This is a genomic window from Ferrovibrio sp. GW821-FHT12E11 (assembly GCF_058806975.1).
In genome coordinates this window covers 3838654-3856693 of record NZ_JBXAQG010000001.1, presented here as the reverse complement: position 1 = coordinate 3856693, position 18040 = coordinate 3838654, and the positions used below count along the sequence as shown (strand labels likewise).

Here is an 18040-nt window from a genome sequence, read left to right as displayed (position 1 = left end):
TGTCTTTGTTATGCTATCTTTGATCAAAGATCACGGCAAGCCGAAATGCAGCGAACCCGCGCATCCGGTCGGACCGGCGCCAGACGCGGTGCAGACCGCGGATTGGCATCAGAAAGTGGAGGCAGCGCAGCAATGGCACTTCTGTCCAGTATCGGTCTTGGCGTCACGCCTATCCAGCGCGAAACCGTACAAAACTGCATTCATCGCCAGTTGCGCGATCTGTTGATGCGCGGCCGCTTTCAGCCCGGCCAGCCCTTGAAGATCCAGGATATGGCCGACCTCTTCGGCACCAGTACTCAGCCGGTACGCGAGGCGATCCGACAGCTGGTTGCGGAAAATGCTCTTGAGGCCCTGCCCAACCGCACCGCGCGGGTGCCGGTTTTCAACCGCGAGCGACTGGAAGATCTGCGCCGCGCGCGCATCGCCATCGAAGGCCTGGCCGCCGAACTGGCAACCGCACGGGCCACCAAAGCGGATATCAAGATGCTGGAAAGCCTGGTGGAGGTGGAAACCGCCGCCGATGACGCCGACCAGGCCGAATTGAGCGTGGCCCAGAACCAGCGCTTCCACTTTGCTTTCTATCGGCTGTCAGGCTCTGCCGTGCTGCTGCCGATCATCGAGGGCCTCTGGCTGCAGATCGGTCCGTTCATCCGTAAATCGGCGGAATATTTCGATGCGCGCGAAGGCCGGGGCGCTGAGCACCATGTTGCCGCCCTCTCCGCCCTGCGCCGCCGCGATCCTGCCCGCGTGCGTCGCGCCATCGAGGCCGACATCAACCGGTCGTTCGACATCGCCCGCGATGCGATGTTCCCTGCCGACCGCGCGGCCTGAGAACGCTCATGAGCTACGGCGAAATCAAAGGCGATATGCCCGACGGCTTCGAGCTTTATGACCTGCGCGTCGAGGTCGTGGCGCCGCCCGGAGCAAAGCTGCTCTGCAACAGTGTGGCCGGCGATTATTTCGAGGTGCGTGGTGAACTGCTGCATTTCCCGCAGGGCAAGGGCTTCAGTCTGTATAACCTTGCCGCCATCATCCCGATGCTGCCGGCCAAACAGCGCCCGACCGACAAAAACGACTGGATGACCACCGATGCGGACATTGCCTGTCCGGATCCGAACTGTCCGAGCCGGTTCCGCATCACCAGGCTGGGCAAACGCCGCTTCAGTCACGCCGAAACCACGGCAGTCCCGCTGCCCAAGGATTGATCGCCGTTCGGAGGATAAGATTTGTCGCAGGTTGAACGCATCGAGTTGACGCCAGGCTATACGATGTCCCGCCTCCTCAAGGGCGGCTGGCATCTGGCCGGCGGACATGGTCAAGTGGATCGCACCCAGGCGATCAAAGATATGGCCGCTTTCGTCGAGGCTGGCATCACCAGCTTCGATTGCGCCGATCATTATATCGGCGTCGAGGAACTGATCGGCGATTTCCGCCGGGATTACCCCAGCCTCGCCCCGTCGGTCCAGGTTCATACAAAATTCGTCCCCGATCTTGCTTCGCTTGCCACCATGAACCGGGAAGGCGTTGTCAGCGTCATCGATCGCTCCCTGAAGCGCCTGCGTGTCGAACAGCTTGATCTGGTCCAGTATTTCTGGTGGGACTGGAGTGTAAAGGGCGCCGTCGACATCGCACTGGTGCTGAGGGACCTGCAGCGTGAAGGCAAGATCGCCCGGATCGGCGTCACCAATTTCAACACGGCCTACCTCGCCGAACTGATTGATGCCGGCGTTCCGGTTGTCGCGAACCAGATTCAGTATTCTCTGGTGGATCGTCGACCCGACTGGAAAATGAATGCCTACTGCCAATCGAAGGGCATCAAGATTCTCACCTACGGCCACCTGCTCGGCGGCTTCTTCTCCGAAGACTGGCTGGGCAAGCCCGAGCCACAGGGTCAGTTCGAGAACCGCTCCTGGACCAAGTACAAACTGATCATCGATGAGTTTGGCGACTGGTCATTGTTCCAGGCACTGCTTGCGGCATTGCAGACCATTGGCAAGCGGCATGGCGTCGGCATCGGCGAAGTGGCCGTGCGCTGGGTCCTGGATCGCCCGAATGTCGCTGGCTGCATCATTGGCGCAACCTCAACGCGCCACCTGGCGCGCAACCTGAAGATTTTCGATTTCGCGCTGACCCGCGAAGACCTTGCCGATCTGGCGCTGATTACCGATAACCGCCGCGGCCCGCCGGGCGACTGTTACCAGCTTGAAAATGATCGTACCGGTCCGCATGGCCGGATCATGCGCTACAACCAGAATGAAGTGAATCAGAAGCCGGCGGCATAAAGAGCCAGCCGAAAACCGCGTGCGTTTGTTTGAGTGGAATGAGGGGGCCGATCCGATGCTCGGGCGGTTCGGATTAAATCAGACAAGACCAAACGGAGGCTTACATGGCGATGAAGCATAATGCGATGCTGGCGGCAGTTGCCGCAGCAGGTTTAACCATCGGCGCACCGGCTTTGGCCTGTCCGGCGAAAATCGGTGCCACCCTGTCGATGACCGGGACCTACTCCACCTTTGGCATCCCGATCAACAACGCCTCCCAGCTCGCTGTCGAGCGCCTGGCTGAAGCGGGCTGGAAGGTCGGCGATTGCAGCAAGCTTGAGTATATTGTGCGCGACGACCAGACCCAGCCTTCGGTCGGTGTGGACGCAGCGCGACGCCTGATCGATCTCGATGGCGTGGCCGCCATCGTTGGCCCGATCAGCTCCGGCGTCACCGGACCGATCCTGTCGTCCGTGACGGTCGAAAAGAACGTCCTCATGATCCCGGCTGCGTCATCCTCACCCACTTTCACCGATATGGCCCGGCAGGGGAAATTGAACGGCCTGTTCTTCCGCGTACAGCCCTCCGATGCGCTGCAGGCCGTGGCTGCCGCCAAGATGGCCATTGATGCCGGCCACAAGAAAATGGTGGTCGTGAATCTGAACAACGACTGGGGCAACAACCTTTCTAAGCAGTTCATTGCCACCTTCAAGGCCATGGGCGGCACGGTGACCGGACAGGTTACTTACAATGCCGAGCAGCCGAGTTACCGCGCCGAAGTGAACAAGGCCCTGGAAGGTACACCCGACAGTCTCTATCTCGCTGCATCGGTGATCGATGGCAGCAAGATCATGCGCGACTGGCTGGCACTGGGCGGCGAGCAGAAATATGTCTTCCCGCTCGGCCTCAATGACCAGAAGTTCATCGATCAGATTGGTGAACAATATCTGAAGAATGCCCTGTTCGTGACGCCTGGTTCGCCGGCGCCAAACTCGGCCACGATCTATCGCGAGGTTTATGAAAAGCGCTGGAACTCATCCGGCGTCGGTCCTGGTCGCGATTCCGGCTACGATGCAGCTTCGCTGATCGGTCTCGCCATGGTTGCCGCGAAAGATTACAAGGACGGCAAGAAAATTGCCGCCGGACTCCCGAAGGTGACCGACCCGAAAGGCGAGCCGATCACGCTCAGCGCCGATGATCTCAAGAAGGGCATCAAGCTGCTCAGCGAAGGCAAGACCATTCGCTATATCGGGGCCAGCGGTGCGATGAGCTTTGACCAATATGGCGATGTCAGCACACCTTTCGTGGGCTGGATGGTCGAAGGTGGCAAACTGGTGGCCAAGAAAGATGTCAGCGCCCAGGATGTCGCCGACACCAAAAGCAAAACCGGCACGTGATTCAGCGAGTATGACGGGCAGGCGGGCTGAGGTTCAGCCCGCCTGTTACGTTCAGATTTCCATGACAGCGGCCCTGCCAACCGTCGAAATCCGTCACGGTCTGACCCTGCCCCGCCTCATCCGTGGCACCTGGCAATTGCATGAGCGAGCGGGCCGGATTTCGCGCGACGCCGCCATCGCCGATCTGCTCTCAGGATTCGACCTGGGCTTTACGACCATCGAAGCATCCGACAATTATGATGGCGTCGAAGAATTGCTCGGTCAGTTTCGCAACGAACTTCTGAACAAACGTGGTCGTGATGCTTTAAAATCGCTCCGTGCCCACACTCGCGTTACACAGACTGGTTCCGCGCCGTTGAGCCCGGCGGATATACGTGCCCGCACACACCGCTCCTGTCAGCGCCTAGGCCAGACCCAGCTTGACCTGGTGCAGCTGCAGTGGTGGAACCTGGCCCTGCCCGGCTGGCGCGAGGCCACGCATGTTTTACAGGATTTGCAAGCAAGCGGCGTCATCCTCGATATCGGTCTGGCAAATTTTCCCACCGCTGAAATGCAGTCGATCCTGGCGGATGGCATAAAGCTGCTTTCAAACCAAGTGCAGGTCTCTCTGCTCGATCCACGAGCCGGCAATGGCGTTATTGCCACATGCCACGCACATCGCATGCAGGTCTTCGGCTACGGTCCTCTGGCCGGTGGATTCCTGAGCGAGTCCTGGCTCGGCGCGGCCAATCCGGGTTTCGAGCCGAGCGCGGAGAAGCCGTTCGGCAAAGTCTATCGGCAACTGATCGAGCATTTTGGCGGCTGGGACTGGCTGCAACGCCTGCTCGGCGCTCTCAAAACCTGCGCCCTGCGCCACGACACCGATATTCCCGCTGTTGCACTGGCCTGGACTCTGCAGCAAGGGGGCGCCAATGCCCTGCTGGTCGGCATGTCGTCCCATGACCGTGCCATGGCTTATGTCAGGGCAGCACAGCTGGAACTGACCGGTGCTGATATTGCAACCATCGGCACTGTACTGGCCGAACGCGGGCCGGTCGATGGCGACGTCGCCGGCGTGGAGCGCGCCGAGATGCAATCCGCTATCGCTGCGAGCTATACGGCCTCGGTCTAGCCTATTCCGGCCGTGCCACCTCTCCGCCATGCTGGGCAGAGATGTCATGCCGCAATTCCCATAATTCCGGGAAGAAGATGTAGCCCATCGTGCCGGCGAGATAGTCCTTGCCGAACGTGCCACCGGTGCCCTTGGTGCGCATGCCGATCTGCCGGCGCACCATCAGGATATGGTTGTACCGCCAGGCCTGGAAACGGCGATCAAGCTCGATGGCATTTTCGGCCAGCGAGAACAGTTCGAAATGTTGCCAGCGCTGGGCGTAGATTTCGAGCAGCGTGAGGCCGGATCGCTCAACTGCAGCAAAAAATGCCTGCCGCAGCGTGACGGGATAGGCCTCGATCATTCCCGGCCAGGCCGCACGCACACTCGCCGTATATTTTTCTCCAGCCAGTTCGCATAACCCGCAGATAACCTCGACTTCACGGAACTGGCGAGATTGCATCCCGCTGGCTCCGGTCAGATAGGGACGGAATTCATGGAAGTCGGGGGCGGAAAGCGTCTCCAGCACCGTCCAGTGCGCATCAGCCAGCCGCATGATCTCGCCGAGCCGCTTCAGCAGCCAGTTGGCTTCGGCCAGGCGATTATCCGCAATCATGGGCAGAATGCGCTTCAGATCGAAGATGATGTGCTTGAACCAGATTTCCAGCGCATGGTGCGTGGTGAGGAAAAGATGTTCCTCCGGATGCGGGGTAATCGGCTGCATGGCGGACAGCAGCGTGTCGAGTTGCAGATGCGCGATGTAGCTGAACTGGTCTTTGTTGAGGGGCGCGTCCGCCATGAATCCTCCATTTACGCTGCCGGCCAAGATTAGTTTATATTTAAAGTATATAGATTCTCGGCCAGCAGAGACAGGGATTTATGCTTTAATCCTGCGTGTTCGCGGCCAGCGTGCAACGAAGCCCGAAGGGATGCTCTTCGGCGAGAGCCGCGAAAATCAACCGATCGACCCACTCGCCTTTTATCAGCTCGGCCTTCCGGAAATGGGCCTCGCGCCGGAGCCCCAGTTTTTCCAGTAATCCGGCCGACGCCCCGTTCCGAGCGTCGCATCGGCCAATGACCCGGCGAAAGCCCGCCAGGGAGAACGCAATACGCAAAATGGCCGCCGCCGCTTCGTAGGCCAGTCCACGCCCCTGATACTGCGGATGCAGGATGAAACCGATCTCGCCCTGCATCAGCTCGCGGTTCACCAGAATCAGCGCCACCTCGCCGACCAAAGCGTCTGTGCCCTTTTCAGTGACGGCCAGAACGAGCTTGTCGCCATCCGCGGCCAGCCCGCGCACGGCCATGCGCGTCTCAAGCAGCAGGCGGCTGTCATTCAGATTGGCGTGAGCCGGCCAGGAGACATACCGAACCACATTCGGCCGGGAATGAATGTCGTGCAGGGCCTGAATGTCCCCAGAGCTGAACCGGCGCAGACACAATCGGTCAGTTTCGATTGGCGCGGCGGGCTGCCACAGCATATCAGTCAAAAGATGCCTCCATCCCAAGCAAACTTATGCCGTGAATTTAACCAGACTAAAATTATTTTACTAAGGTGAAAATTCGGGTAGCTTGCCGGGATGGATCGAGACTCGGGATTCCCCGCCATTGCAGAGCCCGCAGATGACGCCGCCCAGGCGGCTCGCGAGGCGCTGGTGTCGAATCTGGGTGCCGTCATTCGCCAGGAGCGGCAAAAGCGCAAGCTGACCCTGGTACAGGTCAGCGAAAAAGCCCGACTGTCGCCGGCTTTTCTGTCACTGGTCGAGCGCGGTATGGCGACTCCGTCGCTCGGCAGCCTGGCCGGCATTGCCTTTGCTCTTGATCTGCCGGTTTCAACCTTCGTCCATGTCAGTTCTGCTGCCGGCGCCGTGACGCGCGCCAGCCAGCGCGCCCAGTTCGGCATTGAAGCCTCTGGCCTGCGTTACGAGCGGCTGTCCACGGTCTTCCCCGGCCAGCATATGGATGCCGTTATCATTCATGTTCCCCCCGGATACAGCGCCGAGACAATCGCCCATGTCGGCGAAGAGTGGCTGTATGTACTGGCCGGAGAACTGGAGCAGACAATCGACGGCACTACCGTACAACTCGGCCCGGGCGATACCTGCCATTTCCGTGGCGACACGCCGCATTCCTATGGCAACCGCGGCAAAATCCCGACCGCCGTGATCTGGGTCGGTACCGTTCCTGTTTTTCGCAGTGAAGACTCCCAAGGATTTCATCCATGACGTCAGTCGGTAGTTTGGTTCTGGACGTACAGGCCGCCTGGGCAGCGCCGGAGCAGCCCCGCACCCTGCTCGAAGCCGTCGGCAAGGCCTTCGCGCAAACCGTCGGCTTCAAGCTCTATACGGTGACGCAGATCCTGAAGGGCGGCCGTGAGGTGGAACGCATCCACTCGACCAACCAGGACGTCTATCCGGTCGGCGGACGCAAGCCGGTTCTCGCCAATGCCTATAACGAGCGCGTGCGCAGCCAGATGCAGCCCTTCCTGGGCCGCACGGTGGAAGACTTCAAGCCGTTCTTCCCCGATCACGAAACCATCGCCGGCCTGGGCCTGGGCTCGGTAATGAACCTGCCCATCGTCTATGGCGGCGCCGTGCTCGGCACTGCCAACCTGCTCGACAGCCCGCTCGCTTACGACACGCAGCATCTGGAACCGGCCATGACCATTGCCCGGCAGCTGCTGCCGGCATTGCTGACCACTGAAATCTGACATTACTTCTTCGCATCATCTGACCAAGGGGGACCGACAATGAACAGAGTAAGCCTGACGCTGGCCGCGACACTCTTTACCGTCGTCGCAGGCACCGGTTTTGTCGAAGCGAAGACACCCGCGAACCTGCTGGTTGTCGCCAAGAATATCGATGATATCGTCAGCCTGGATCCTGCCCAGGCTTACGAATTCACCAGCGGCGAAGTCGTCGCCAACATCTACAACAAGCTGATCGAATACAATCCGGCCCAGATCGAGACGATCGTGCCCGGACTGGCCGAAAGCTGGAAGATTTCCGACGATGGCAAGACCATCACCTTCAAACTGAAGAGCGGCGTGAAATTTGCCTCCGGCAATCCGGTGCGCCCCGAAGACGTCGTGTTTTCCCTGCGCCGCGTGATCGTGCTGAAAAAGGCACCGGCCTTCATCCTGGCACAGTTCGGCTGGACCGCCGACAATATCGACCAGATGGTGAAGAAGGTTTCGGACAGCGAAGTCGCCATCACCATTGCCGAGAATTTCGCTCCCTCCTTTGTGCTGAACGCGCTAGCCGCCCGCCCCGGCTCGATCGTTGACGAGAAGGAAGCGACGAAGAACGCTAAGGACAACGACCTGGGCAATGCCTGGCTGTCGCGCAATTCGGCCGGCTCCGGCCCCTTCGCGCTGCGCGTCTGGCGCCCGGGCGAGTCTCTGGTGCTGGATGCGAACAAGAACCATGCCGGCGGGCCGCCGAAGATGACGCAGATCGTCTTCAACCATGTGGCGGAAGCCTCGACACAGCGACTCATGGTCGAATCCGGTGATGCCGATATCGCCCGCAATCTCGGCCCCGACCAGATTGCCGCCGTCAAGGACAAGGCCGGGATCAAGGTCGAGACCTATCCCCAGGCCGCTCTGCATTTCTTCAGCTTCAACCTCAAGCACGAGAAGCTGCAGAACCCTGCCCTGTGGGAAGCGATGCGTTACCTCATCGATTATGACGGCATCGCCAACACGCTGCTCCGCGGCCAGATGAAGGTCCATCAGACCTTCTGGCCATCGGGCTTCCCCGGCGCGGTGGAAGACAAGCCCTTCAAACTGGATGTCGCCAAGGCGAAGGACATTCTGGCCAAGGCCAATATCGCACCCGGCCTGTCCATCGACATGGACATGATTTCTTCGGCACCCTTCACCGATATCGGTCAGTCCATGCAGGCGACGATGGCACAGGCCGGTATCAAGCTGAACCTGCTGCCCGGCACGTCGGCACAGGTCATCACCAAATATCGTGCCCGCCAGCATGAAATGATGCTGCTCTACTGGGGCCCGGATTTCATGGACCCTCATTCGAACGCCAAGGCATTTGCCTATAACGTCGATAACGGCGACGGCACACCGCAAAGCACCACCACCTGGCGCAATGCCTGGCTGGTACCGGAGCTGTCGGCCCGGACCCGTGCGGCACTGGTGGAACGCGACCCGGCCAAGCGCCTCGACATGTACCGCGACCTGCAGCGGGACGTGTTGAAGTCGTCGCCCTGGGTGATGACCTTCCAGGCCCAGGCCCAGGTTGCCCTGCGCAGCGAGGTCAAGGGCTTCATCCACGGGCCGACGAATGATCTGGTGCTGTACCGCAACGTCACCAAGTAAATACCGCTCGGCTGATCTGGCATGATGGGGAGCGCATCCGGATTTCTGCTGTTCCTGCGTGGCGTGGCGACCCTGGTCGTCACGCTCGCAGGGCTCCTCTTCGCCACGTTTATCATCGGTCGGGTGATGCCGATCGACCCGGTCATTGCCGTGGTCGGCGACAAGGCTTCGCAGGAAACCTATGCCCAGGCCCGCGTGCAGCTCGGCCTCGACCGTCCAATCTGGGTACAGTTCGGCCTTTATATCGAAGGCATCGCCCGCGGCGACTTCGGTCAGTCTTCAGCCAGCGGTCAGCCGGTACGCGAGGATATCGCCCGGGCATTTCCCGCCACCCTGGAGCTTGCCACGCTGGCCATCGTGGTCGGCATTGCCGTCGGACTGCCGCTCGGCGTCTATGCGGCTCACAGGCGCAACACTTGGTTCGACCATACGGCCCGGGTGCTGTCGCTGATTGGTTATTCAACGCCGGTCTTCTGGCTCGGCCTGATCGCCCTGCTGGTATTCTACGCCCAACTCGGCTGGACCGGCGGACCGGGCCGCATCGGCACTGCTTATCGCTATACCGTCGAGGACTGGAGCGGCCTTCTGCTGATCGACACCTTGCGCAGCGGTGACTGGTCCGCGTTTCGCAGCGCCTTCTCGCATATCATCCTGCCCGGGCTGCTGCTTGGCTATTTCTCGCTCGCCTATATTGCACGCATGACGCGGAACTTCATGATCGAGGAGCTGAATAAAGAATATGTCACCATGGCCCGCATCAAGGGGGCCTCCGAGACCCGCGTGCTGTGGCGGCATGCCTTCCCCAATGCTCTGGTGCCGGTGGTGACCGTCATTGCACTGTCGTTCGGCCATCTGCTGGAAGGCGCCGTACTCACCGAGACCGTCTTTGCCTGGCCGGGCCTCGGGCTTTATATTACCAAGAGCCTGTTCTCGGCCGATATGCCGGCCGTCCTGGGTGGCACTTTGGTCATCGGCATCTGCTTCGTGCTGCTCAACAAGCTGACCGATGTCATCTATCCCCTGCTCGATCCCCGGACGCGCGCCCGATGAGCGCTGCTGCGAATATGCTCGCCCCCAACTCGCGACGCGAAGCGCGCCTGATACAGATCAGGATCGGCCTGCGTCGCATCATGCGCAATCCGTCAACCCTGGTCGGCGGACTCCTGGTCCTGACATTGCTGGTCATGGCGCTGGTTGCCCCGCTGCTCGCCACCCACGACCCGATGGCCCAGACTCTGACCGATCGCCTGCAGCCGCCCGGCGCCGCCCACTGGCTCGGCACCGACCAGCTCGGGCGCGACATCTACAGCCGGCTGTTGTACGGCGCACAGCCCACGTTGCTGATCGTGATTCTCGTCATCGCCTTCTCTGCACCCTTCGGTCTTGCCATCGGCATGATCGCCGGTTATCTCGGCGGCTGGGTCGAAACCCTGCTCATGCGGCTGACTGACATCTTCATGGCCTTCCCGCGCCTGATCCTGGCGCTGGCACTGGTTTCCGTTCTGAAGCCTGGCCTGACCAATGCCGTCATCGCCATCGCGATTACCGCCTGGCCTTCCTATGCGCGGCTGGCGCGCGCCGAAACACTGACACTGCGGCATGCCGAATTCGTCGAAGCAGCCCGCGGCCTGGGCCAGTCCGGGACGCGCATCGTGATCGGCCAGATTCTACCGCTCTGCCTGTCTTCGGCCGCCATCCGCGCCACGCTCGACATGGCCGGCATCATCCTCACCGCCGCCGGCCTCGGTTTCCTCGGCCTCGGTGCGCAACCACCCATGGCGGAATGGGGTGCCATGATCGGAACCGGGCGCGACCATGTTTTCGATGCCTGGTGGGTTGCAACCGTGCCGGGGGTAGCCATCCTGCTGGTCAGCCTGGGTTTCAACCTGCTGGGCGACGGCCTGCGCGATGTCCTTGACCCGAAGCATCACGACTAGGCCCTGCGATGACCGACACTCCGCTGCTGGACATCGACGGCATGACCGTCAGCTTCCCCTCCGACCAGGGGCCGGTATCCGTGGTGCGCGACTTTTCGCTCAACATCGGCCGCGAAAAGGTTGGCATCGTCGGCGAGTCCGGCTCGGGTAAATCGATGACCGCCCGCGCCATTCTGGGCCTGATCCCCAAACCCGGAATGATGACGGCACGATCCATGCGCCTGCGTGGCACGGACCTGCTGTCGCTGGACAAGATCGGCTGGCGGCGTTTACGTGGCAAGCAGGTGGGGATGATCCTGCAGGACCCAAAATTCTCGCTCAATCCCGTCATGCGCATCGGCGACCAGATCACCGAAACTCTGGTCCTGCACGAGAACATCAGCCGGAGCGAGCAGCGCGAGCGCGCCCTGGCGATCCTGGCCGCTGTGGGCATCGACGACCCGGCCAGGGTTTATGCTGCCTACCCTCATGAACTCTCGGGCGGCATGGGGCAGCGCGCCATGATTGCCGCCATGCTGGTTTCCAGCCCCGATCTTATCATCGCCGATGAGCCGACCAGCGCGCTTGATGTGTTGGTGCGCGAGCAGGTTCTGAAACTGCTGGATGACCTGGTCACCCGGCGCGGCATCGGTCTGATCCTGATCAGCCACGACCTGCCCATGGTGGCGCGGTTCTGCGACCGTATTCTGGTAATGTATCGCGGCCGGATCGTCGAACGCCTGGACAGCAAACATCTCGACCGGGCCGAGCATCCCTATACCCGCGGCCTGATCGCCTGCCTGCCCTCGCCTGTCCTGCGCGGTCAGTTGTTGCCGAATCTCAACCGCGACCCCGCCTGGGAAACCGCATGACGACTGCAGCGATTACAGTAGCTGGCGTCGATATCTTTCATGGCGACGGGAAGCAGCGTTTCCATGCCGTGCGCCAGGCTGAACTGACCGTTGCGCCGCGCGAGACATTCGGGCTGGTCGGCGGTTCCGGTTCGGGCAAATCGACCCTGCTGCGTGTGCTGGCCGGGCTGTCCTCGAACTGGACCGGGGCCATCACGGTTGCCGGCGAAACCCTGCCGCCGGGCCAGCGCCCGCCACGCAGCTATCACCGTCATGTCCAGATGGTGTTCCAGGATCCCTATGCCTCGCTCAATCCCCGTCATACGGTGGATCGCATCCTGTCCGAGGGGCTGGTGCTGCACGGCTTCTCCGATGTGGAACGCCGCATCCGCGATCTGCTCGACCAGGTCGGCCTGGGTCCACGCTTTCGCTTCCGCTACCCGCATGAACTGTCTGGCGGCCAGCGCCAGCGGGTTGCGATTGCACGCGCCATAGCACTGGAACCCGAGATCCTTCTGCTCGACGAGCCGACCAGCGCGCTGGATGCCTCGGTGCAGGCGGAAATCCTCAACCTCCTGATGGCAATCCGCAAGGAGCGATCCGTCACCTGCGTCTTCGTCAGCCACGATCTGGCCGTGATCGCGCATCTCTGCGACCGGGTCGCTGTGATGGAGAAAGGTGTCATCGTCGAACGACTGTCTACCGACGACCTGATCGCCCGCCATGTCCAGCATCCATATACGCGCCAGTTGCTGGCCGCTTCGGAAGGCCATATGGCCATTCCACATCCCGACCTTACGCACGGTTAAGCGGGCGTTTTAGCGCCGGGTAACCTCAGGATGATCCAGGCTGCTAGTGTGGCGCGGATCAGCGCCGCCGGGCCGGCCCCAGTTGGTGACCGCCGGACCGAAGAATTCCGCATTGATCTGCAGGAAGGCGCTTTCGCTGGCCGGCAGTGCCATATCTTCGAAAATCGCCTCGACCGGACAGACAGACAGGCAAAGACCGCAGTTGATGCATTCATCCGGGTGGATATACATCATGCGGCCGCCCTCGTAGATGCAGTCGACCGGGCAGACTTTCTGGCAGGCCCCGTCCTTCACATCGATACAGGGAGCCGCCACCACATAGGTCATGGCGCTCAGCAGCCCTGCCAGACCGGTGCGCGTTTTTCCTGAAAGGCCCGCACGCCTTCGTCCGAATCTCTGGATTGCAGCGCCTCGACCAGAGCCGGCAACCGCAGCGCCTGCGCCTCCTGCGGAGTCAGTCGGCCGCCCTGACGCACCATCTGCTTCACAGCCCGCAGACTGAGCGGTGCGCAGGCCAGGATATCGACAAGCCAGCGTTCCACCGCGGCATCCAGATCGGCATAGGGCACAACCTCATTGATCAGGCCCAGGGATTTCGCTTCTGCGGCCGGGATGCGTCGACCGGTGAGCAACAGGCCCATGGCATTGACGTAATGCATCCGGCGCGCCAGCAGGGCAATGCCGCCATCCAGCGCCAGCCGTCCGACCCGCGGTTCAGGCAGGCCCACGGTCGCATGCTCGGCGGCAATGACGATGTCGCAACCCAGCATGATTTCCATACCACCGCCTAGCGCGTGACCATTGAGGCGCGCAATCACCGGAACATCCAGCGTATCGCGCAGCGACAGGCCGCCGAATCCGCCCGGTCGGGGCGCCGCCCAGTATTCCAGCCCGGTCTTGCCGTTGCCGCCCTTCATATCAGCACCCGAACAGAAGGCCCGTTCGCCACTGCCGGTAATGACGACGGCGCGGATATCGCGATCCCGCTCGATCGTTTCCCAGATGCGGATCAACTCGGCTTCGGCGGTTGCATTGATGGCGTTCATCCGCTCCGGCCGGTCGATGGTCACCCGGGCGATATGATCGGCGATATCGAAGCGAATGCTCATGCCACCACCTTGGCATCGCGCAGCCTGGAAATCCGGTCGGATGAATATCCCAGTTCGTTCAAGATGGCGCCGCCATGCTCACCCAACTGCGGCGGCAGATGACGCAGGCGAAAAGCGGTTTCATCCATATGCAGGGGCGAACCAAGCAATTGCATGGCATCGTTCGCCTGCGCGCCGCCGGTCGGCCGCGTCATTGACACCACCATGCCATTGACCGCGGTCTGCGGCGATTCCAGGGCCTGGGCAAGATTCTGCACGGGAGCTGACAGAAGATCCTGCTCCTCCAGCCGGGCCATCCAGTATGCCGTACTGTTGGTCGCGACACGCTCGCGGAACATCGTCTGCAGCAGGCTGCGATTCTCGGCCTGCCGCGCCGGGCTGGAGAAGCGCGGATCCTGCGACAGGTCGGGCAATTCCAGCGCCGCGCAGATATCCTGCAGCGGATTGGCCTTGAAGGCACCGACGATGACCACCGCTCCATCCGTGGTGGCAAAGACGCCGGTCAGCGGCATGCCGCCCCAGTTCAGTTCACGATTGCGCTGCAGCCACATGGCCGCTTCCTGCATCTGCATCGCCAGCATCGAGTCATACAGCGAGACTTCCACCTGCTGACCCATGCCGGTCTTCTCGCGCTGCAGCAGCGCCAGCAGAATGGCCTGCACCAGATGCATGCCGGCGCTGTAATCGGCCAGCGCCGTCGAATAGATCGTCAGCGGCTGCTCCGGATCGGGACGGCGCGCCATCACGCCGCTCAGGGCCTGGGCCAGGATATCCTGGCCGCCTTTGTGCGAGAGCGGGCCGCTCTGGCCAAAGCCCGAACCGAAGGCGCAGATGATGCGCGGATTCAGGCTGCGCAGATCCTCGTATCCGAAGCCCATGCGCTCCATGACGCCCGCGCGGAAATTGTTGACCACGATATCCGCATCACGCACCAGGTCGCGCACAATCTGCCGGCCATCTTCGCTGCGCAGATCGATAGCAATGCTGCGCTTGTTACGGTTCAAACTGCGGAACACCGGATTATCCAGTCCGTCCGGGTCGCCTGAAATGGCGGTGCGCGACAGGTCCCCGGAACCGGGACGCTCGATCTTGATGACATCAGCACCGTAATCGGCCAGCACCTGGGTCGCACAGGGCCCCAGCATCACCTGGGTGAAGTCGATAACCTTGATGCCGGAAAGCGGCTGCGGCGCAGTGCCTGTTTTCTGCGTAGACGTCATGTCAGGCGGCCTCTCCCAAAGTCGCATTCTCTGCCGGCCGGTCTCCCGGATCGGCACCCTGTTCGCGCAGCTTGCGCTGCAGCTTGGCGACATCCACCGCCGCAACGTCGACACCGGCCTCAACAGCCAACGCTGCCGCAATACCCGTTGCCTCGCCCATGGCCATGCAGGGCGGGATTTCGCGGGAAACCTTCTGCGCCGAAGAACTGGCCGAATAATGCCGGCCGGCGACAAGCAGGCCCTGCGTTTCCTTGGGCAGCAGGGCACGATACGGCGTGTAATAGTCGCGCCCACGCGCCACGCTGTCGGTGAAGTGCCGGCGCTCGGCGATGTCTTCCTTCGTCACAACGTAGGCGCCTTCCAGCAACCGCGTCTGGCGTATGCCCAACTGCGGCGCGACATCGACAACAACGCAGCGCTCGAAGCCGGGCAGATTCTGGCGGATATAGGATACCAGGGCAGCAATGCGATCACGGCCCATGAAGTCGGCGCGCGTCATGTCTTCGACCTTCAACCCGTCGAGACTGGGCATATGCGGACAGTTGCACCAGACGATGCCGGGCAGCGGCGTCTTGAGCCACCATTTATCCCAGGAACCGCCCATGATCCGCTTGGCCTCGCGGTCGATCAGGGCAAATTTCTCGGGCTCCTCGAACTCGAAGCGCTCCGCCGCCTCGGTATCCACGCCACCAAGGCGGAAAACCGTCGTTGTGATATAGGAACCACTGATGAAGCCGGCACCGGCCGAGGCTGCCACATCGAGGTCACCGGTGGCATCGATCACCACGGTACCCAGCACGGCTTCCGGCCCCGATTTGGTCTGGCTGATCACACCACGGATGCGATTGCCGTCCATGATCGCCTGAGAGAACCAGGAATGCAGACGCAACTGAATACCGGTCTCGCGTACCAGATCGTTCGAGACGCGCTTCCAGCCATCAGGATCGAAAGCCGTGGCGTAACAGATCGGCTGCGGTTTGACATGGGCATGGAAGTTAAAGACGCCCCAGCGCGACCATTTGCGCCACAAGCCCCAGTCGGCGCGCCATTCGGATTCCGGCGGCGTAACGGCAAGACCGAGCGCCTCCATCCGGGCAATGAATTCGCTGCAGATGCCAAGGACCGATTTCTCGTTGCCATTACACATATCGTCGAGGACGAGAACCATGCCACCCGACGCCAGACCGCCCAGATACGGATAGCGTTCGAGCAGGATCACCGACAGGCCGTTGCGTGCTCCCGCCACGGCCGCCGCCAGACCAGCCGGACCGCCACCGACCACGACCAGATCGGCGCGGGCCACAACAGGAACCGATTGGCCGGCCTGCTCGACATGGCTTTCACTCATCATGTCTTCACTCCATTGCATGGGAAACGATCACGGCGTTTTGTCGACGCTCCAGCGCACAACACGGCGCTCGATCATCACAATTGCGCCGAAGAACAGCGCCGAAAATGTCGACCCGACCACAATGGTCGCGTAAAGCAGCGGCGAATCGAAACTGTAGGTCGCCTGGATGATCAGGGCGCCGATTCCGACGGTGCTCCCGATCCATTCACCGACGATAGCGCCGATCACGGCCGTGCTGGCCGCGATGCGCAACGCCGAAAACAGATAGGGCAATGCATTCAGAACACGCAGGCGGAAGAAGATTTCCCGCGGCGTGGCTGACAGGACCTTCATCAGCTCCATCTGCTGCGGATTGATGTCACGCAGACCGCGGGTCATGTTGACCAGTGTCGGGAAAAAGCAGATCAACGCCGCAATGGCGATCTTCGGCTCCATACCGTTGCCCAGAAGCAGAACCAGGATCGGCGCCTTGGCGACCACAGGAATGGTGTTGACCATGACCGCAACCGGGAAAAACGCCTCCTCCACGGTCTGCTTGTGAACGAAAACGGTCGCAATGATGATGGCGACCGTATTGCCCAGCAGAAACCCCAGGAACGCTTCTATGGCGGTCGGCAGCAGATTGCTCATCAGCATGTCGAACCGCGAAACCAGCACCTTGGCCACCGCGATCGGCGACGGCGCGATATAAGGCTTGATCTCGAAAATCTCGACCACCTGCCACCACAGCAGCAGCAGAGCGAGCACGGCAACCAATGGCAACAGGCGTTTGCGCCAGGCCAGTCGGTTCTGCTGCTTGAGGAAGTTCGCCTTTTCAACAGCATCGTCATCGAATGCGGACGATACGGCTGGCGCCACGGCAACCATGCGAGTCATCAGCAGCTCTCCAGTACGCGGCGCAAATAACTGGCCAGCTCAACGAAGCGAGGCATCTCGCGCACGGCCAGACTGCGGTTCTGCGGCAGATCGATGGAAACCAGCTCGCGAATCCGGCCCGGCCGCGCCGCCATCATCAGGACCTGCTCACCCAGAAACACCGCTTCATAGATGCTGTGGGTCACGAACAGGATGGTCGTACCGGTGCTGCGCCAGACCGACAGCAGTTCCTCATTCAGGCGATCCCGCGTGATCTCGTCCAGGGCCCCGAATGGCTCGTCCATCATCAGGAGTTTCGGACCGGTAATGAGAGCACGGGCGATGGCGACCCGCTGACGCATGCCGCCGGACAGTTCATGCGGATAGGCGCCTTCCCAGCCGGCAAGACCGACAAGCTCCAGCAGTTCCCTTGCCGAGCGCGGCCCTGGACGCGCCTTGCCGCCGCCAACCTCCAGCGGCAATTCGACATTCTGCAAAGCCGTCCGCCAGGGCAGCAGCGCCGCATCCTGGAAGACGAAGCCGATCTCACGATTGCGGCGCGCTTCGGCCGGCGCAGCCCCCAGTACACTCAACTGGCCGGCTGTCGGAGCGATCAGATCCGCGATCACCCGTAAGAGTGTCGATTTGCCGCAACCGGAGGGCCCCAGCAGGGTGAGAAAGCGCCCGACCGGCACCGTGAGGTCTATATTGTCGAGCGCGGTGACCGTACCGCGCTCGGTGGTAAAACGCACAGTGATGCCCTGGCAGGAAACCGCCGGCCTGACGGCCGGTTCGGCACTGGAAACGGGCGGCATTGCCGCCATTGCCATGACGCTCACCGT

The 18040-nt window shown here is 61.6% G+C and carries 20 protein-coding genes; 12 read left to right on the top strand and 8 right to left on the bottom strand.

Annotated elements, in window-relative coordinates; genetic code table 11:
* Positions 1–132 precede the first annotated feature (132 nt).
* The 5 genes from AC1ROT_RS19180 (at position 133) to AC1ROT_RS19160 (ending at position 4769) form a co-directional block, all read left to right on the top strand.
* Positions 133–831: a GntR family transcriptional regulator gene (locus AC1ROT_RS19180; RefSeq protein ID WP_492970940.1), complete on the top strand. Its 699-nt coding sequence runs from the start codon at positions 133–135 to the stop codon at positions 829–831.
* Positions 832–839: 8 nt separating this feature from the next.
* Positions 840–1205, top strand: coding sequence for a TIGR04076 family protein (locus AC1ROT_RS19175; protein WP_493000919.1), 366 nt, complete (start codon positions 840–842; stop codon positions 1203–1205).
* A gap of 63 nt (positions 1206–1268) precedes the next feature.
* Positions 1269–2282, top strand: coding sequence for an aldo/keto reductase (locus tag AC1ROT_RS19170; protein WP_493000917.1), 1014 nt, complete (start codon positions 1269–1271; stop codon positions 2280–2282).
* A gap of 104 nt (positions 2283–2386) precedes the next feature.
* Complete coding sequence (locus AC1ROT_RS19165) at positions 2387–3658, top strand: ABC transporter substrate-binding protein (protein ID WP_492970943.1); 1272 nt, start codon at positions 2387–2389, stop codon at positions 3656–3658.
* 61 nt (positions 3659–3719) lie between these two features.
* Positions 3720–4769 (top strand): aldo/keto reductase, encoded by a 1050-nt coding sequence (locus AC1ROT_RS19160; protein WP_493000915.1) that lies wholly within the window; start codon positions 3720–3722, stop codon positions 4767–4769.
* Between the two features lies 1 nt (position 4770).
* Here AC1ROT_RS19160 and AC1ROT_RS19155 read toward each other — a convergent pair whose 3' ends face one another.
* Positions 4771–5547, bottom strand: a complete 777-nt coding sequence (locus AC1ROT_RS19155; RefSeq protein WP_492970945.1) for a tryptophan 2,3-dioxygenase family protein — start codon at positions 5545–5547, stop codon at positions 4771–4773.
* An 85-nt stretch (positions 5548–5632) separates the two neighbouring features.
* On the bottom strand, positions 5633–6229 hold the full coding sequence (locus AC1ROT_RS19150) for a GNAT family N-acetyltransferase (protein ID WP_493001176.1): 597 nt from the start codon (positions 6227–6229) through the stop codon (positions 5633–5635).
* A 99-nt stretch (positions 6230–6328) separates the two neighbouring features.
* Between AC1ROT_RS19150 and AC1ROT_RS19145 the strand changes: the two genes are divergently transcribed.
* Genes AC1ROT_RS19145 through AC1ROT_RS19115 form a run of 7 tightly spaced genes read left to right on the top strand, consistent with a single transcriptional unit; the run spans position 6329 to position 12663 of the window.
* A complete protein-coding gene (locus AC1ROT_RS19145) occupies positions 6329–6973 on the top strand; it encodes a helix-turn-helix domain-containing protein (RefSeq protein ID WP_492970946.1) in 645 nt (214 codons plus the stop codon).
* A complete protein-coding gene (locus tag AC1ROT_RS19140) occupies positions 6970–7458 on the top strand; it encodes a hypothetical protein (protein ID WP_492970947.1) in 489 nt (162 codons plus the stop codon). The genes AC1ROT_RS19145 and AC1ROT_RS19140 overlap by 4 nt, the downstream gene beginning before the upstream one ends.
* A gap of 39 nt (positions 7459–7497) precedes the next feature.
* Positions 7498–9087, top strand: coding sequence for an ABC transporter substrate-binding protein (locus AC1ROT_RS19135; protein ID WP_492970948.1), 1590 nt, complete (start codon positions 7498–7500; stop codon positions 9085–9087).
* 21 nt (positions 9088–9108) lie between these two features.
* Complete coding sequence (locus AC1ROT_RS19130) at positions 9109–10137, top strand: ABC transporter permease (protein WP_493000914.1); 1029 nt, start codon at positions 9109–9111, stop codon at positions 10135–10137.
* Complete coding sequence (locus AC1ROT_RS19125) at positions 10134–11024, top strand: ABC transporter permease (RefSeq protein WP_492970950.1); 891 nt, start codon at positions 10134–10136, stop codon at positions 11022–11024. The genes AC1ROT_RS19130 and AC1ROT_RS19125 overlap by 4 nt, the downstream gene beginning before the upstream one ends.
* A gap of 8 nt (positions 11025–11032) precedes the next feature.
* The gene (locus AC1ROT_RS19120) at positions 11033–11875 is read left to right on the top strand and encodes an ABC transporter ATP-binding protein (protein WP_492970951.1); all 843 of its coding nucleotides are present in this window, start codon (positions 11033–11035) and stop codon (positions 11873–11875) included.
* Complete coding sequence (locus AC1ROT_RS19115; RefSeq protein WP_493000912.1) at positions 11872–12663, top strand: ABC transporter ATP-binding protein; 792 nt, start codon at positions 11872–11874, stop codon at positions 12661–12663. Before AC1ROT_RS19120 ends, AC1ROT_RS19115 begins: the two co-directional genes overlap by 4 nt.
* Before the next feature lie 9 nt (positions 12664–12672).
* On the opposite strand, the gene fdxA is transcribed toward AC1ROT_RS19115, so the two are convergent.
* Genes fdxA through AC1ROT_RS19085 form a run of 6 tightly spaced genes read right to left on the bottom strand, consistent with a single transcriptional unit; the run spans position 12673 to position 18028 of the window.
* Complete coding sequence (gene fdxA, locus AC1ROT_RS19110) at positions 12673–12990, bottom strand: ferredoxin (RefSeq protein WP_493000911.1); 318 nt, start codon at positions 12988–12990, stop codon at positions 12673–12675.
* 5 nt (positions 12991–12995) lie between these two features.
* On the bottom strand, positions 12996–13772 hold the full coding sequence (locus AC1ROT_RS19105) for an enoyl-CoA hydratase-related protein (RefSeq protein ID WP_493000910.1): 777 nt from the start codon (positions 13770–13772) through the stop codon (positions 12996–12998).
* Positions 13769–14992 (bottom strand): CaiB/BaiF CoA transferase family protein, encoded by a 1224-nt coding sequence (locus AC1ROT_RS19100; RefSeq protein WP_493000909.1) that lies wholly within the window; start codon positions 14990–14992, stop codon positions 13769–13771. Before AC1ROT_RS19100 ends, AC1ROT_RS19105 begins: the two co-directional genes overlap by 4 nt.
* A gap of 1 nt (position 14993) precedes the next feature.
* On the bottom strand, positions 14994–16343 hold the full coding sequence (locus AC1ROT_RS19095; RefSeq protein WP_493000907.1) for an FAD-dependent oxidoreductase: 1350 nt from the start codon (positions 16341–16343) through the stop codon (positions 14994–14996).
* A 27-nt stretch (positions 16344–16370) separates the two neighbouring features.
* Positions 16371–17219: an ABC transporter permease gene (locus AC1ROT_RS19090; RefSeq protein WP_492970957.1), complete on the bottom strand. Its 849-nt coding sequence runs from the start codon at positions 17217–17219 to the stop codon at positions 16371–16373.
* Complete coding sequence (locus AC1ROT_RS19085; protein WP_493001174.1) at positions 17219–18028, bottom strand: ABC transporter ATP-binding protein; 810 nt, start codon at positions 18026–18028, stop codon at positions 17219–17221. The genes AC1ROT_RS19090 and AC1ROT_RS19085 overlap by 1 nt, the downstream gene beginning before the upstream one ends.
* Between the last annotated feature and the right edge of the window lie 12 nt (positions 18029–18040).